The 14560-nt window shown below is 67.9% G+C and carries 14 protein-coding genes; 10 read left to right on the forward strand and 4 right to left on the reverse strand.

Annotated features, from left to right (window positions below; genetic code table 11):
- The first annotated feature begins 16 nt into the window (after positions 1–16).
- The 3 genes from QYL93_RS22905 to QYL93_RS22915 all read left to right on the forward strand — a co-directional run bounded on the left by QYL93_RS22905 (position 17) and on the right by QYL93_RS22915 (position 3370).
- Complete coding sequence (locus QYL93_RS22905; protein ID WP_179681428.1) at positions 17–370, forward strand: DUF4212 domain-containing protein; 354 nt, start codon at positions 17–19, stop codon at positions 368–370.
- 4 nt (positions 371–374) lie between these two features.
- Positions 375–2507 (forward strand): VC_2705 family sodium/solute symporter, encoded by a 2133-nt coding sequence (locus QYL93_RS22910; protein WP_305745820.1) that lies wholly within the window; start codon positions 375–377, stop codon positions 2505–2507.
- 317 nt (positions 2508–2824) lie between these two features.
- Positions 2825–3370, forward strand: a complete 546-nt coding sequence (locus tag QYL93_RS22915; protein ID WP_305745821.1) for a hypothetical protein — start codon at positions 2825–2827, stop codon at positions 3368–3370.
- 114 nt (positions 3371–3484) lie between these two features.
- On the opposite strand, the gene QYL93_RS22920 is transcribed toward QYL93_RS22915, so the two are convergent.
- Entirely contained in the window at positions 3485–3844 is a 360-nt protein-coding gene (locus tag QYL93_RS22920) for an FKBP-type peptidyl-prolyl cis-trans isomerase (RefSeq protein WP_305745822.1), read from the reverse strand.
- Between the two features lie 112 nt (positions 3845–3956).
- Complete coding sequence (locus QYL93_RS22925) at positions 3957–4271, reverse strand: helix-turn-helix domain-containing protein (RefSeq protein WP_007857697.1); 315 nt, start codon at positions 4269–4271, stop codon at positions 3957–3959.
- Positions 4272–4652: 381 nt separating this feature from the next.
- On the opposite strand from QYL93_RS22925, the gene QYL93_RS22930 reads away from it, so the two are divergent.
- The 7 genes from QYL93_RS22930 (at position 4653) to QYL93_RS22960 (ending at position 11465) form a co-directional block, all read left to right on the forward strand.
- On the forward strand, positions 4653–4916 hold the full coding sequence (locus QYL93_RS22930; protein WP_305745823.1) for a hypothetical protein: 264 nt from the start codon (positions 4653–4655) through the stop codon (positions 4914–4916).
- 389 nt (positions 4917–5305) lie between these two features.
- A complete protein-coding gene (locus tag QYL93_RS22935; protein ID WP_305745824.1) occupies positions 5306–6556 on the forward strand; it encodes a CaiB/BaiF CoA-transferase family protein in 1251 nt (416 codons plus the stop codon).
- A 394-nt stretch (positions 6557–6950) separates the two neighbouring features.
- Positions 6951–7583: a PepSY-associated TM helix domain-containing protein gene (locus QYL93_RS22940; protein WP_305745825.1), complete on the forward strand. Its 633-nt coding sequence runs from the start codon at positions 6951–6953 to the stop codon at positions 7581–7583.
- 17 nt (positions 7584–7600) lie between these two features.
- A complete protein-coding gene (locus tag QYL93_RS22945) occupies positions 7601–8131 on the forward strand; it encodes a DUF2271 domain-containing protein (protein WP_305745826.1) in 531 nt (176 codons plus the stop codon).
- A 29-nt stretch (positions 8132–8160) separates the two neighbouring features.
- Complete coding sequence (locus tag QYL93_RS22950; protein ID WP_305745827.1) at positions 8161–8961, forward strand: DUF4198 domain-containing protein; 801 nt, start codon at positions 8161–8163, stop codon at positions 8959–8961.
- Between the two features lie 27 nt (positions 8962–8988).
- Positions 8989–10074: an FAD:protein FMN transferase gene (locus QYL93_RS22955; RefSeq protein WP_305745828.1), complete on the forward strand. Its 1086-nt coding sequence runs from the start codon at positions 8989–8991 to the stop codon at positions 10072–10074.
- Positions 10071–11465: a sulfite reductase subunit alpha gene (locus QYL93_RS22960; RefSeq protein ID WP_305745829.1), complete on the forward strand. Its 1395-nt coding sequence runs from the start codon at positions 10071–10073 to the stop codon at positions 11463–11465. The genes QYL93_RS22955 and QYL93_RS22960 overlap by 4 nt, the downstream gene beginning before the upstream one ends.
- A gap of 174 nt (positions 11466–11639) precedes the next feature.
- Here QYL93_RS22960 and QYL93_RS22965 read toward each other — a convergent pair whose 3' ends face one another.
- Both QYL93_RS22965 and aroC read right to left on the reverse strand, forming a co-directional pair.
- A complete protein-coding gene (locus QYL93_RS22965) occupies positions 11640–13445 on the reverse strand; it encodes a bifunctional UDP-sugar hydrolase/5'-nucleotidase (RefSeq protein WP_370877024.1) in 1806 nt (601 codons plus the stop codon).
- Positions 13442–14539, reverse strand: coding sequence for a chorismate synthase (gene aroC, locus QYL93_RS22970; protein WP_305745830.1), 1098 nt, complete (start codon positions 14537–14539; stop codon positions 13442–13444). The genes QYL93_RS22965 and aroC overlap by 4 nt, the downstream gene beginning before the upstream one ends.
- Positions 14540–14560: the final 21 nt, after the last annotated feature.

Below are 14560 nucleotides of genomic sequence, written 5' to 3' on the forward strand. Positions count from 1 at the left end.
CGCCTTGGCTGACCCGATGCCCGTGCTGCCCCGTTCCCCCATCAAGCCTGCCGAGCCCGAGCTCGCAGGCCCATTTCCGCCGGACCTGCACGACGTGCGCCACCTGTGGCTCAAGGCCGGGCTGCTGGTGATCTGGGTGCTGGTGTCCTTCGTGGCCACCTACTTCGCACGCGACCTGCAATTCCTCATCCCGGGCGGCTGGCCGCTAGGCTACTGGATCGAGGCGCAGGGCGCGGTGCTGGTGTTCATTGCCATCGTGGTGGTGTATGCCTGGGCCATGAACCGCTTCGAGCGGCAGGACGAACGGCGCCGCCTGGCGCTGGAAGCCGCTCTGCCAGCGGACGGCAAGCTCCCTGCGGACGCGGCCTGACGCCATGCGCAAGCAGGGCCCTGCAGGAGAGCCTTCCGGCAATGCGTCTGGGGCCGGCCCGAGCGCGGTGGAGAAAGCCTATTCCTGGCGCCTGCACCGCATCCTGGCGCTGTACATCGCCGGGGTGCTCGGTTTTCTGGCCCTCATGACCTGGGCCGAACACCAGGGGCTGTCGCGCCACTGGATCGGGCCGATCTTTTTGTTCCTCACCGTCATGGTGTACGCCGGCATCGGCGTCTATGGCCGCACCTCGGACCCGGAGGAATACTATGTGGCCGGGCGGCGCATTCCGCCCATGTACAACGGCATGGCAGCGGCTGCCGACTGGATGAGCGCGGCCTCGTTCATCAGCCTGTCGGGCGCGCTGTACCTGCAGGGCTTTGCGGGCACGCCCGGCCAGCCCGGCGGGCTGGCCTACCTGCTGGGCTGGACGGGGGGCTTTTGCCTGGTGGCCATGCTGATCGCGCCGCACCTTCGGGCCATGGGCCTGTACACCGTGCCTGATTTCTTCCACGTGCGCTTTGGCGGGCGCTGGCCGCGCGTGATCGCGGCGCTGGCCGCCGTGCTGTGCTCGTTCACCTACGTGGTGGCGCAGATCTACGGCGTGGGGCTGATCGCCTCGCGCCTCACGGGGGTGCAGTTCGAGATCGGCATCATGCTCGGCCTGGGCGGGGTGCTGCTGTGCTCGTTCCTGGGCGGCATGCGCGCCATCACCTGGACCCAGGTGGCGCAGTATGTGGTGCTGCTGCTGGCCTTTCTGATCCCCGTGTCCTGGCTGGCCTATAAGCAGCTGGGCAGCCCGCTGGCGCCGTTGGTGTACGGCGCACAGATCACCAAGATCGCGGACCTGGAGGCGCAACTGCTCGATGCGCCCGCCGAGCAGCAGGTGGTGCAGATCTACCGCCAGCGTGCGCAGGAGTTCGAGGAGCGCCTGAAGGACGTGGAGGCGGCCCTGGAGCACGAGCGCGAAAAGGGCCGTGAGCGCATCCGCACCCTGCGCGCGCAGAACGCCGACGTGGGCCTGATCGTGCTGGCCAGCCGTGACCTGGCGGCGCTGCCGCGCGACCCTGCCGCCGCGCGCGAGCGCTGGACGCGCGAGATGCACGAGAACACCGAGCGCGCCCGCCCCCTCGGGGGCCTGCCACAACACAGCCAGGCCTTTGCGGGCGACCCCGACGGCACGCCCGAGGAGCAGCGCGAGTTCGACCTGAGCCGGCGCAACTTCATGGCGCTGATGTTCTGCCTGATGGTGGGCACCGCCGGGCTGCCGCACCTGCTCACGCGCTACTACACGTCGCCCACGGTGTCGGGCGCGCGGGCCTCGGTGGGCTGGTCGCTGTTCTTCATCGCCCTGCTGTACCTGAGTGCGCCGGCGCTCGCGGTGCTGGTGAAGTTCGAGGTCATGCACAACCTGGTGGGCAGCAGCTTTGAGGCGCTGCCCAACTGGATGGCCCAGTGGGCGCGGGTGGATGGCTCGCTGCTGTCGATCGAGGACGTCAATGGCGACGGCATCGTGCAGTTCGGCGAGATCCGCCTGGGGGCCGACCTGATCATGCTGGCCACGCCCGAACTCGGTGGCCTGCCCTACGTGGTCTCGGGCCTGGTGGCGGCGGGCGGGCTGGCGGCGGCGCTGTCCACCGCAGACGGGCTGCTGCTCACCATCAGCAATGCGCTGGTGCGCGACCTGTACTTCCAGGGCTCCGACCGCGAGGCCTCGCCCGAGCAGCGGGTGATCCTCACCAAGTTCGCACTGCTGGCGGTGGCGCTGTCGGCAGCCTTCGTCGCGGCGCTCAAGCCGGCCGAGATTTTGCCCATGGTCTCGGCCTCGTTCTCGCTGGCGGCGTCGGCCTTCGTGCCGGTGATGGTGCTTGGGATCTTCTGGCGCGGCACCACGCGCCAGGGGGCGGTGGCGGGCATGCTGGCGGGCCTGGGCGTGGCGGTGTACTACATGCTCTCGCATGTGGTGGCCGTGAAGGCACTGCTGCCGGCCTGGCTGCTGGCCGATGGGCTTTGGTTCGGCATCCAGCCCATTTCGGCCGGGGTGTTCGGCGTGCCGACGGGCTTGCTGGTGGCGCTGGTGGTCAGCCGCATCACACGGCCTGCGCCTGAATTGCCGCGCGTTCGCATGGAGATGTAGCCACGCGTTGCGCCTGGCGGCCCTGCCACTCGGAATTCGTCCCTCGACTGGCCTGAGAGCGGCTAAAAAAAACTCAGCGAAGCGGTTCTGGCCAGGCGCTGGTCCGCAGGCAGTACGTTGGTACGACAAGGCACAGCAACAACGCCAGAAGAGTTTTGTTAGCCGCTCCAAATCGGTACAGGCCGAAGGGGCATGGAAAAACCCGACTTCTCAAGGGCCCACAAACGTGACACCCTGTAAGCCCGCCCCTATGGGAGGCGGTGAATGGGCTGTGCGCAGTCCGCGATGGGCTATTTCAAAGAATTCGGGGGAGAGTCATGGTTTTGGTCAAAACGCAGGCGGGGCAGGAAGCGCTCAAGGACCGCCAGGGTGGTTTGACATCGCGGCAGCGCTCCGCCTTCATCCTGTTCGATGGCAAGCGCTCTACGGGCGAGGTGCTGGCGGCCACGGCGGCCATGGGCATCACGCAGGACGACGTGCAGGCCATGATCGCCCTGGGCCTGCTGGAGCCGCAGTCCGGCAGCGGCGCAGGCGCTGCCGTGGCTGCTGCAGCCGCCGCCAAGGGCACGGGACAGGCGGTGGCAGCCGCCAATGCCGTGTCGTCGGCCTCGAGCACGTCGTACGAAGCCACCGTGGCGATGGAGGCCGTCAAGGGCAGCGGCCGCTCGGACCAGCAGCGCTACACGGATGCCTATCCGATTGCCACGGAACTCACCGCCGGACTTGGGCTGCGTGGCTTTCGCCTGAACCTGGCGGTGGAGGGAGCTGGCAGCTTCTCAGACCTGGCCGCGCTGGCCCCCAATATCCGCGAGGCGGTGGGGGACGCCAAGTTTGCGCGCTTCGACAAAGCGCTTTTCGACTAGTGGCGTGGCCTTGGACCTGCCACAGGGCGGTCTGTTGGCTTCACATCCATCAAAAAAGCGGCCAGAAGGCCGCTTTTGTCGTTCCAGCTGTCTCACGGGCAGCGAGGGCAGGGCTCAGCGGCCGACCTTGAGCAGTTCCACGTCGAACTTGAGCGTGGCGTTCGGCGGGATCACGCCGCCGGCGCCGCGCGCGCCGTAGCCCAGGGCTGCGGGGATGATCAGCGTGCGCTGGCCGCCGATCTTCATGCCCTGCACGCCTTCGTCCCAGCCCTTGATGACCATGCCGGCACCCAGCGAGAACTCGAAGGGGTCATTGCGGTCGCGGCTGGAGTCGAACTTGGCGCCTTGTTCGCCGTTGTTGTAGAGCCAGCCGGTGTAGTGCACCGATACGTTCTGGCCCTTGGTGGCTTCTGTGCCTTCGCCTGCGGTGGTGTCTTCGTACTGCAGGCCGGATGCGGTGGTGGTGAACGCCATGAAAATCCTTGTTTGCTATGGAGTTGGTAGCGAAATACCGTTGTATTGCAACGAAAAAACGCCGGTTGAAAGGTGTTGGTGGAGGGCGCGGGCCCTGCAGAACGGCCTGATTTTACGCGGCGGGCTTCTTCACGCGGCTGGCCACCCAGCGCGTGGCAAAGGCCTGCACGTCGCTCAGGCGCTTGAGCAGGTCTGTGCCCGAGGGGGTGACGGTGTAGCCGTCGCTGCCGTGGTCGACCAGGCCGGCCTCGCGCAGTTCCTTGATGCGGGTGTTGAGCGTGTTGGGGGTGATGCCGCCCACGCTGTCCTGCAGCAGCCGGAAGGTCTGGGGGTGTCCGTCACGCAGGGCCCACAGCACACGCAGCGCATAGCGGCATTCCAGCCGCTCGAACAGCTGGTTGATGGCGAAATTTTCCTTGGAGCTCATGCAAGCTTCTCCTCGCGCGGTGTGTATGGAAAACAGTGGCGGCCCGCCGGACACTGCCCGCAAGACGCTGTCAATATAGCTTGGAAACGATCTTGCTACAAGTTTAATAGCTCTGAACGCAGCACTGATATGCGCCAACTCCCTTATTCAAGGGTCTTTTTTGCGAAGTGTTGCGGTGCTGCCACGGCGGGGTGGAGCAGGTAGCATTCCGGCCATCGAGGCGCGCTGCCTTGCGAGGCATCCATGGAACACTAGTCCACTGAAACCGAGAAATCGGCTCACCCTTCCGGCCGGGGTGGCACCATCTGCTGGCTGTCCGATCTGGCGCGCTGGGCGCGCAGCATTGCCGGGGCGCTGCGCCCGGGCGGGCGTTTCGTCTTCGTGGAGTTCCTCCCCGCCGCCCTGGTCTTCGACCCGCAGTGGCGGGCCCTCTACGACTACTTCAACGAGGTACCGGTGCACGAGGCCGGGTTGGGCGACTACGTGGGCGAGACGCAGAAGGCGCGCGAAGGGCAGGAAGCAGCGGCGCCTGAGGTTTTCGTCAACCCCCACCCCAGCCACGAGTTCGCCTGGGGCGTTGGCCGCGTGGTGACGGCGCTGCTGGCGGCGGGTCTGCAGGTCGAAGGGGTCGAGGAGTACCCCTAGGAGGCTGTCGGACTTGGAGCGTCAAAAGCGAAAATCGGCCTCAGCGAGGACAGTTTTTGCCGGATTTGCAGCCCCATAGCCAGGCTATGGGGCAAAAAGGCGGTGAAAAATGGACCGCTGCGGCCGATTTGCAGCCGACGATTTCCAAGTCCGACAGCCTCCTCGACGAACGGCTGGCGCTCCTTCGAGGGCATGCAGGACCTGGGCGGGCGGCGTTGGGGCATGCCGGCCGGCATGGCGCGCATGCCGCTGATGTACTCCTTGGTGCCGCGCAAGGCACCCGAGGGCACGTCGCCCGCTTCCTGATTGTCCGGGTTTGCAAGGACGGCCGCCCCTGCGCACCGGCCAGCGCCTGCGGGCACGGTCGGAACCGTTTATCGTCCTCACCCATGAATGCTTCCCTGAATCCCTCTTCGTCTTCCTCGGCATCCGAATCCGCTGCCTCTGCTTCCACTGCGCCCCTGCCCCTGGCCGGCCTGCGTGTGGTGGAGTTCACCCACATGGTCATGGGCCCCACCTGCGGCATGGTGCTGGCCGACCTGGGCGCCGAGGTCATCAAGGTCGAGCCGGTGGACGGCGACCGCACGCGCCACCTGCTGGGCGCGGGGGCTGGCTTCTTCCCCATGTTCAACCGCAACAAGAAGAGCATTGCGCTGGACCTGCGCAAACCCGAAGGGCTGGAGGTGGCGATCCGCCTGGCCTCGTCGGCCGACGTGGTGGCGCAGAACTTCAAGCCCGGGGTGATGGCCAAGTATGGCCTCGACTATGCTGCGCTCTCGCGCCTGAACGATCGCCTGGTGTATGTGAACCACGCGGGCTTCCTGCCCGGCCCCTACGAGCACCGCACCGCGCTGGACGAGGTGGTGCAGATGATGGGCGGCCTGGCCTACATGACGGGGCGCCCCGGGGACCCCCTGCGCGCGGGCAGCAGCGTCAACGACATCATGGGCGGCATGTTCGGTGCCATCGGCGCCATGGCCGCGCTGATGCAGCGCGCGGCCACCGGGCGCGGGCAGGAGGTGGACTCGGCCCTGTTCGAGAACAATGTCTTCCTGGTCGGCCAGCACATGATGCAGTACGCGGTGACGGGCCAGCCCGCCGCGCCCATGCCCGACCGCATCTCATCCTGGGCGGTGTACGACGTGTTCAGCGTGAAGGACGGCGGGCAGATCTTCTTGGCCGCCGTGAGCGATGCGCAGTGGGTCACCTTCTGCGATGCCATGGGCTATGCCGACTTCAAGGCCGACCCAGGCCTTGCCACCAACAATGAGCGTGTGCGCGCCCGTGCCACGCTGCTGCCCGAGCTGCGCCTGCGACTGGCGCTGCACACGGCCGAGGAGCTGTCGGCCATCTTCGAGCAGCATGGCCTGCCATTCGCGCCCATCATGCGGCCCGAGCAGTTGTTCGACGACCCGCACCTGAACGCCACGGGTGGCCTGGCCGACATCACGCTGCCCGATGGCGAGCTTGCCGGCAGCACGGCGCGCGTGACGTTGATGCCGCTGCGCATGGACGGCCAGCGCATGGCTGTGCGCACGGACCCACCAACGCTGGGCCAGCACACGGCCGAACTGCTTGCCGGCCTGGGCTACACCGCCGACCAGGTACAGGCATTGCAGGCGGCCGCCGCCGTGGCCTGATTTTCCACCCCCTGCCTGGCGGCATGAGCGCAGCGGACGTCTGCGCGGTGCCCGGCGGTTCTCCCCCTCAGGAGACAAACCATGAACGCACTTTCTTCCACCACCCGCCGAGGCGCCCTGGCCTTGGGCCTCATGTACAGCGAACTGGCGCGCACGGCGCAGGCGGTGAAGAACGCGAACGTAACCATGGATTGAAGTGAAACCACCTTGCGCAGTCGCTTCGCGGCTTCGCCCTGGAGGGCAAGCGCCGGCAGGGCAGGGGGTTGCCATGTCCCGGCAGCTTCCCGAGGTAAAGATGGTTTAAATGCAAATGGTTGTCATTCTCTTCAACTAGAATCCTGGTTTCGCATCCCCGCGCGACGTCTTTCGGCGTGTTGCGCGCACCCCTCCAGGAATGACCAAACCACAGGACAACCGGCGCCGGTCTTACTGGCTCAAGACGCTGCACGAATGGCATTGGGTCAGCTCGGCCATGTGCCTCATTGGCATGCTGCTGTTTGCCGTCACGGGCTTCACGCTCAACCACGCCGGGCAGATCGAGTCCAAGCCCAAGGTGGTGAGCCAGCAGGCCACCGTGCCCGATGCGCTGCTGACCACGCTAAAGGCCTTGCCGCCGCCGCCGAAAGACCGCGCCCCGCTGCCCGAGGCCTTGCAGGCCTGGGCGCGCACGCAGTGGTCGCTGGACACGGCGGGCCGCGACGCCGAGTGGTCGGCCGATGAAATCTATGTCTCGCTGCCGCGCCCCGGCGGCGATGCTTGGCTGCGCGTGAACCTGGCCGATGGCGAGGCCGAGTACGAGCGCACCGACCGCGGCTGGATCTCCTACCTCAACGACCTGCACAAGGGCCGCAACACCGGTGCCGCCTGGAGCTGGTTCATCGATATCTTCGCTGCCGCCTGCCTGGTGTTCACCGTCACCGGCCTGTTCATCCTGAAGATGCACGCGGGCAACCGCCCCTTCACCTGGCCCATGGTGGGCATGGGGCTGGTGATCCCGGTGGTGTTGGCACTCCTGTTTATCCACTGAACCGAAAGAAGAAAAGAATGCCTGTGACAAAGCATTTGCACCTGCGCTACAGCATCGCGCTGGGCGCATGCCTGGGTGCCCCGGCGTTTGCCGCTGGCCTGGGCGTGGGCGTGGAGATCCCGCGCCTGGACGTGGCCGAGTACCACCGCCCCTACGTGGCGATGTGGGTCGAGCGTGCCGACAACTCGGTGGCATCGACCCTGGCCGTCTGGTACGACGTGAAGATGAAGAACGAAGAGGGCGCCAAGTGGCTCAAGGACCTGCGCCAGTGGTGGCGCCGCACGGGCCGTGACCTGGCCGTGCCCATCGACGGCGTGACCAGCCCCACGCGCCCCGTGGGCAAGCACCAGGTCGCTTTCAACGAAGGCACCAAGCAACTGGCCACACTGCCCGCCGGCAGCTACAAGCTGGTGGTCGAGGCCTCGCGCGAGGTCGGTGGCCGCGAGCTGGTGACGATTCCCTTCACCTGGCCCACCACCAAGGCCCAGCAGTTGAGTGCCAAGGGCAGCAGCGAGCTCGGTGAGGTCACCCTCGACCTCAAGCCCTGACACCTTTAACGAATACCCGGAGTACCTTCATGCAATTCAAGACCCGTATCGCCACCTGCATCGCCCTGTTGTGCGGTGCCTTCTCGGCCCAGGCCCACAACGTGTGGCTGCTGCCATCGACCACCGTGCTCTCCAAGGCCGAGTGGATCACCGTGGATGCCGCCGTCTCCAACGACCTGTTCTTCTTCAACCACTTCCCGCTGGGCCTGGACAACCTCGTGGTGGTGGCACCCGATGGCTCGGCCGTCAAGCCCGAGAATTCGCACCGCGGCAAGCTGCGCAGTGTGTTCGACCTGAACCTCACGCAGACCGGCACCTACCACCTGGCTGTAGTCAGCAGCGGCCTGAACGCGAGCTACAAGGACAAGGCCGGCCAGCCCAAGCGCTGGCGCGGCACGGCCGAGAAGTTCGCGGCCGAAGTGCCTGCCGACGCGCAGGAGCTCAAGGTGACGCAGTCGGCCGGCCGCATCGAGACCTTCGTGACGGTGGGCAAGCCCAGCGCCATCAAGCCCACGGGCCAGGGCCTGGAGCTGGTGCCCGTGACGCACCCCAACGACCTCGTGAAGGGCGAGAAGGCCACGTTTGCCTTCCACGTGGACGGCAAGCCCGCCGCCAACCTCGAAGTGGTGCTGGTGGCTGGCGCCACGCGCTACCGCGACAAGATCGGCGAGATCAAGGCCACCACCGATGCCAAGGGCGAGTTCAGCGTGACCTGGCCTGCCGCCGGCATGTACTGGGTGGATGCCGATGCCAAGGACGAGAAGACCTCGCTGCCCCAGGCCAAGGAACGCCGCCTGTCGTACGTGGGCACGCTCGAAGTCTTGCCTTGATCTGTTGCAGGTGAGGTTTCGGCGCGCATGAGCATCCAGGTGCAGTATGGGCAGGGATTCGGGCGCGTAGCCGTTGCTGCGGCGCCTCTTCCTGCCCTGGTATCGTTCGGCGGGGCTGGCCATGCCGCCCCGCATGTGCCTGTGCGCGCTGCCGATCCTGCTGTCTTGCAGACCCTGGCCGGCGAGGCCATGGGCACGACCTGGTCGGTGCGCGTTTGCAATCCGCAGTTCACGCCGCTCGCGCCCGTGCGCGCAGCCATCGAAGAAGCCCTGGCCCTGGTCGTGCGGCAGATGAGCAACTGGGAGCCCGAATCGGAGGTCTCGCGCTTCAACCGCGCGCCCGCGGGCAGCTGGCATGCGCTGTCGCCCGCGTTCTTCGCGGTGCTGCAGGCCGCGCAGCACTGGGCGCTGGCCAGTGGCGGTGCGTTCGACGTGGGAGTGGGGTCGCTGGTGAGCCGCTGGGGTTTCGGCCCCCGGCCCGATCCGCATGCCGACCACTCGCCACCCGCCACGATGCCCTCGGCGCAGGAGCTGCAGTCCCTGCGTCCGCACCGCGCGGGCCTGGCGCTGCGCGACGCGGGCATGCAGGCGCTGCAGCCGGGCGGCCTGCAACTGGACCTGTCGGGCATTGCCAAGGGCTACTCGGTGGACCTGGTCGTGCAGGTTTTGCAGGCGCAGGGCTGGGTGGATTTCCTGGCCGAGGTGGGCGGTGAGCTGCGCGCGAGTGGCACACGCCCCGGCGGCCAGCCCTGGCGCGTGGCCGTGGCAGGCGAGGCTGGCTCGGCCCGGGCACTGCCGCTCCAGGGCATGGCCATCGCTACGTCGGGCGACCACTGGCATGCCTTTGAGCACGGGGGGCGGCGCTACTCGCACACCATAGACCCGCGCACTGGCGAGCCTGTGGCGCATTCGCTGGCCAGCGTGACAGTGCTGCACCAGGAATGCATGCATGCCGATGCCCTGGCCACGGTGCTCACGGTGCTGGGGCCCGTCGAGGGCCTGGCCTTTGCCACAGGGCAGGGCGTGGCCGCGCTGCTGTGCGAACGCTCGCACCAGGGGGCTCAGTGGACTGCGACCCCGGCCTGGCGCGAGCGCTTTCCCGAATTTCAATGAACTTTTCTGATCCCGCTGTGCGGCTGGCCGCTGCCGCCGCCCTGGTGCTGCTCTACGCGGCCCTGTGCGCCGCCATCTGGCTGCGCGAGCGGCGCAGGCACCAGGCGCAGGCCGCACAGGCCCTGGCACTTGCATCGGCGCGCGAAGGAGTGCAGCCGCTGCTGGTGGTGTATGCCAGCCAGACCGGCCAGGCCGAAGAACTGGCGCGCGAGACGGCGCGCCTCTTGCACACGGCCGGCGAGCCCGTGCACCTGTGTGCGCTCGACAAGCTCGACGCGGCCTTGCTTGCACGCAGCCGGCGTGCGCTGTTCCTGGCCAGCACCTACGGCGAGGGCGATGCGCCCGACAATGCCGCAGCCTTCCAGCAGGCGTGCATGGGGGCCAGCGAAGACGGTGCGCCGGACCTGTCGCAGCTGCAGTACGGCCTGTTGGCCCTGGGCGACCGCCAGTACGCCCACTTCTGCGGCTTTGGCCGCCAGCTCGACGCATGGCTGCGTGCGCGTGGCGCCAGGCCGCTGTTCGAGCGCGTGGAGATGGACAACGGCGCGCCGGCGGCCCTCACGGCCTGGCAGCACCAACTGGCGCAGGTATCGAGCCTGAGCGAGTTGCCCGCGTGGGAGGCGCCCGCCTTCGAGCAGTGGGCCCTGGCTGCGCGCAGCCACCTGAACCCCGGCAGCGAGGGGGCTCCCGTGCACCTTGTGGAGCTGGCGCCACCCGCTGGCGCGGCGGCTGTTTGGGAGTCGGGCGACCTGGTGCAGCTGTGCGTGCCCGGCGACCTGGAGCACCCGCGCGAGTATTCGATCGCCTCGCTCGCCAGCGATGGCCTTGTGCACCTAGTGGTGCGCCAGGCCATGCGCGAGGACGGCACGCCAGGCCTTGCATCGCATTGGCTGACCGAGGGCGCGCAGGTGGGCGCAGCGGTGCCAATGCGCCTGCGCGCGCACCGCAATTTTCGGCTTGAAGACAATGCTTCGCGCCCGTTGATCCTGGTGGGCAATGGCACGGGAATAGCCGGCCTGCGCAGCCACCTGCGGTCCCGGGCGCAGGCCGGTGCCGGGCCCAACTGGCTGCTGTTCGGCGAGCGCAACGCTGCGCACGATTTCCTCTTTCGCGACGAGCTCACCGCCTGGCAGGCGGCTGGCGTGCTCACGCGGCTGGACCTGGCTTTCTCGCGCGACGATCCGGCCCACAAGGTCTATGTACAGGACCTGCTGCAGGCGCAGGCCGCCAGCGTGCGTGCCTGGGTCGAGGAGCAGGGCGCGGCCATCTACGTGTGCGGCAGCCTGCAGGGCATGGCGCAGGGCGTGGACATGGCTCTCACCGGCCTGCTGGGGCCCGTGCCCATGGCTGAGCTGGTGCGCAGCGGGCGCTACCGCAGGGACGTGTACTGACGAAGTGATGCGTGTGCCGATAAGGCGCGCCCGCGGTCGGCTTCTGCCGCGAACGCTCCTCGTTACGGTTTTGATGGTTTGGTTGCTGCTTCTGGTGTGTCGCTTCGCTCGGTCGCGGTGTGGCCGCGCCCCTAGGCAAAGCACGCGGTCGCAACCAGCGTCACAACAGAAAAATCAGTGCAGATCTAAGCGAACAATCCGATCCGTAGCCGGCGGCACCACCGCCCCACCAGAAGCTGTGAAGTAAGCCTCCAGAGCATCCAGATCCTGACCTGCCCCCAATCCATCCACGCCTTGCGTGAACACCGTGAAGTTGTCCCCGCCCGTAGCCAGGAAGCTGCTCACCACCACCCGGTATACCGCATCCGCGCGCAGCGGCTGGCCATTGAGCGTGACGCCACTCACCCGCTGCCCCGCAGGCAGACGCAGGTCATAGCGGTAAGTAAACCCCTTGGAAACCGACAGCACCCGCGGGCTCTGCGCGGTGTTGGTGCCGCTGGCGAACTGCTGCTCCAGGATCGCCTTCACCTGCCCACCCGTGAACGACTGCACCATCAGGCTGTTGCCAAACGGCTGTGCCGTGAACATCTGGCCATAGCGCACCTGGCCATCGGTACCAGGCACCAGCACGCCGCGCACGCCGCCCGGGTTCATGAACGAGATCTGGGCGTTGAGGCCCGGGCCTTGGGCCGCGAGCAACTGTGCGTCGGCGATCAGGTTACCCATGGATGTTTCGAGCGACGCGGCGGGCTCGCGCGAGACAGGGCCCGTGAGGCGCCCTGCGGGGCGCTGGGCCTGGGGTTCGGCGGCGGCGCGGTAGCGCTCCACGATGGCGTGTACGCCCTCATCGCGCGCGAAGATGGGGAAGCGCTGGTCCACGGCGAATGTGGTGGGCCCGCTGGTGAAGCCCTCGCCCTGCACGATGACCTGGCGGGCGGTCTTGCGCACCACACGGCGGGTGGCGGTGTCCACGCGCAGGCTGATGTCGGTGACGTGCGTGCCGTACTGGCCGGCGCTGGTCAGCAACAGCGGGTGGGCGGGGTTCACCGTGCCGTAGTCGCACAGGTAGGAGCGGTGCGTGTGGCCCGAGACCACCACGTCCACCGCAGGGTCGAGCCGCTCCAGGATGGGCAGGATGTCGCCGCTCAGGCCCTTGCAGCTGGTCTCGCCCAGCGCCGTCTCGGTCTCGCCGCCCTCGTGCACCATGACCACGATCACATCGGCCCACTGGGCGCGCAGGCCCGGGATCAGTGCGTTGACGGTATCGGCCTCGTCCGCAAAGCGCAGGCCGGCCACGCCGGCGGGCGCCACCATCGCGGGTGTGCCGCGCAGGGTCAGGCCGATGAAGCCCACGCTGACCGTGACGCCGCCCTCGGTAAAGCGCTTGATGCCGGTGGGCGGCAGCAGCGGGCGGCCGTCGTCGTGCGAGGTGTTCGCTGCCAGCAGGCCGAAGTTGGTGCCTGGGAAGGTGGGGTTGAGCTGGCAGGGCTCGCGCACCGTGTGCTTCTCGCAGCCGCCGTTCTTCAGGCGCAGCAGCTCGCGCCAGCCCTTGTCGAACTCGTGGTTGCCGACGGCATTGAAGTCGATGCCCATGCGGTTGACGGCTTCGATGGTCGGCTCGTCGAGGAACAGTGCCGACACCAGGGGCGATGCGCCCACCATGTCGCCCGCTGCCACCACCGCATGGTGTTTGTGAAGGGTCTTCAGGTGCGCGATGGCGCTGGCCATGTAGGCCGCGCCGCCGGCAGGCACGCGCGCCTGGCCGCTGCCGTCGGGCGCGGCCACCTGCAGGGCCATGCGCGGCGGCTCCAGATGGCCGTGCAGGTCGTTGAAGGCGATCAGGCCGATGTCGATGTGGGTGGGGCGCGCGGTTGGGGACGCGCAGCCTGCCAGCAGGGCGACCGCCGCCAGGGCCGAGGCAGCAGCGAACGCCAGCGGCCAGCGGCGCGCGGCGGCGCCCCCTGCTGCTGCGGCGCTCAAAGGAAGGACGCCTGGATGGGCGCTACCTCGCGCACCACGTCCGCGCACTGGGCGCGGTTGCGCAAGGCATGCTCCATCACCACCAGCGCCAGCAGCGCCTCGGCAATCGGCGCGGCGCGGATGCCCACGCACGGGTCGTGGCGGCCCTTGGTGATGACCTCGGTGGGCTGGCCGTGGATGTCGATGGACTCGCGCGGGCTGATGATGGAGCTGGTGGGCTTGATCGCGATCGACACCTCCAGGTCCTGCCCGGTGCTGATGCCGCCGAGCACGCCGCCGGCGTGGTTGGTGCGAAAGCCCTGGGGCGTCATCGAATCGCCGTGCATGGTGCCGCGGTGGGCCACGCTCTCGAAGCCCGCGCCGATCTCCACTCCCTTGACGGCGTTCAGGCCCATCATGGCGTGGGCGATGTCGGCGTCGAGCTTGTCGTACAGCGGCTCGCCCAGGCCCACGGGCACGCCGCTGGCCGAGATGCGGATGCGCGCGCCGCACGAATCACCGGCCTTGCGCAGCGCGTCCATGTAGTCCTCGTACTGCTGCACGTCGGCCACGGGGGCGAAGAAGGGGTTTGCGCGCACATAGTCCCAGCTCTCGAAGGGGATGGGCAGCTCGCCCAGCTGGGTCATGCAGGCGCGGAACTGCGTGCCGTACTGCTCGGCCAGCCACTTCTTGGCCACGGCGCCGGCGGCCACGGTGGGTGCCGTCAGGCGTGCCGACGAACGGCCGCCGCCGCGCGGGTCGCGGATGCCGTACTTGTGCCAGTAGGTGTAGTCGGCATGTCCCGGGCGAAAGCTCTCGGAGATGTTGCTGTAGTCCTTGCTGCGCTGGTCGGTGTTGCGGATCAAGAGCGCGATGGGGGTGCCGGTGGTCCGGCCTTCGTACACGCCCGAGAGGATCTCCACCGCATCGGGCTCGTTGCGCTGGGTCACATGCCGGCTGGTGCCGGGGCGGCGGCGGTCCAGGTCGGCCTGGATGTCCGCCTCGCTCAAAGGCATGCCCGGCGGGCAGCCGTCGATCACGCAGCCAATGGCCGGGCCGTGGGATTCACCAAAATTGGTGACAGCGAATAGGGTACCGATGGTGTTGCCGCTCATGGGACCGATTATCCCAGAGTG

The organism is Acidovorax sp. A1169, assembly GCF_030704685.1.
In the GTDB taxonomy this organism is placed as follows: domain Bacteria; phylum Pseudomonadota; class Gammaproteobacteria; order Burkholderiales; family Burkholderiaceae_C; genus Acidovorax.

Bases quoted from the DNA above. Each gene is read 5' to 3' on its own strand.
- QYL93_RS22920 (WP_305745822.1), bottom strand. From the start codon at position 3,844: ATGGCGTTCACCACCACCGCATCCGGCCTGCAGTACGAAGACACCACC.
- QYL93_RS22960 (WP_305745829.1), top strand. From the start codon at position 10,071: ATGAACTTTTCTGATCCCGCTGTGCGGCTGGCCGCTGCCGCCGCCCTG.
- QYL93_RS22925 (WP_007857697.1), bottom strand. From the start codon at position 4,271: ATGAGCTCCAAGGAAAATTTCGCCATCAACCAGCTGTTCGAGCGGCTG.
- QYL93_RS22950 (WP_305745827.1), top strand. From the start codon at position 8,161: ATGCAATTCAAGACCCGTATCGCCACCTGCATCGCCCTGTTGTGCGGT.
- aroC (WP_305745830.1), bottom strand. From the start codon at position 14,539: ATGAGCGGCAACACCATCGGTACCCTATTCGCTGTCACCAATTTTGGT.
- QYL93_RS22935 (WP_305745824.1), top strand. From the start codon at position 5,306: ATGAATGCTTCCCTGAATCCCTCTTCGTCTTCCTCGGCATCCGAATCC.
- QYL93_RS22915 (WP_305745821.1), top strand. From the start codon at position 2,825: ATGGTTTTGGTCAAAACGCAGGCGGGGCAGGAAGCGCTCAAGGACCGC.
- QYL93_RS22910 (WP_305745820.1), top strand. From the start codon at position 375: ATGCGCAAGCAGGGCCCTGCAGGAGAGCCTTCCGGCAATGCGTCTGGG.
- QYL93_RS22955 (WP_305745828.1), top strand. From the start codon at position 8,989: ATGAGCATCCAGGTGCAGTATGGGCAGGGATTCGGGCGCGTAGCCGTT.
- QYL93_RS22940 (WP_305745825.1), top strand. From the start codon at position 6,951: ATGACCAAACCACAGGACAACCGGCGCCGGTCTTACTGGCTCAAGACG.
- QYL93_RS22905 (WP_179681428.1), top strand. From the start codon at position 17: ATGCCCGTGCTGCCCCGTTCCCCCATCAAGCCTGCCGAGCCCGAGCTC.
- QYL93_RS22945 (WP_305745826.1), top strand. From the start codon at position 7,601: ATGCCTGTGACAAAGCATTTGCACCTGCGCTACAGCATCGCGCTGGGC.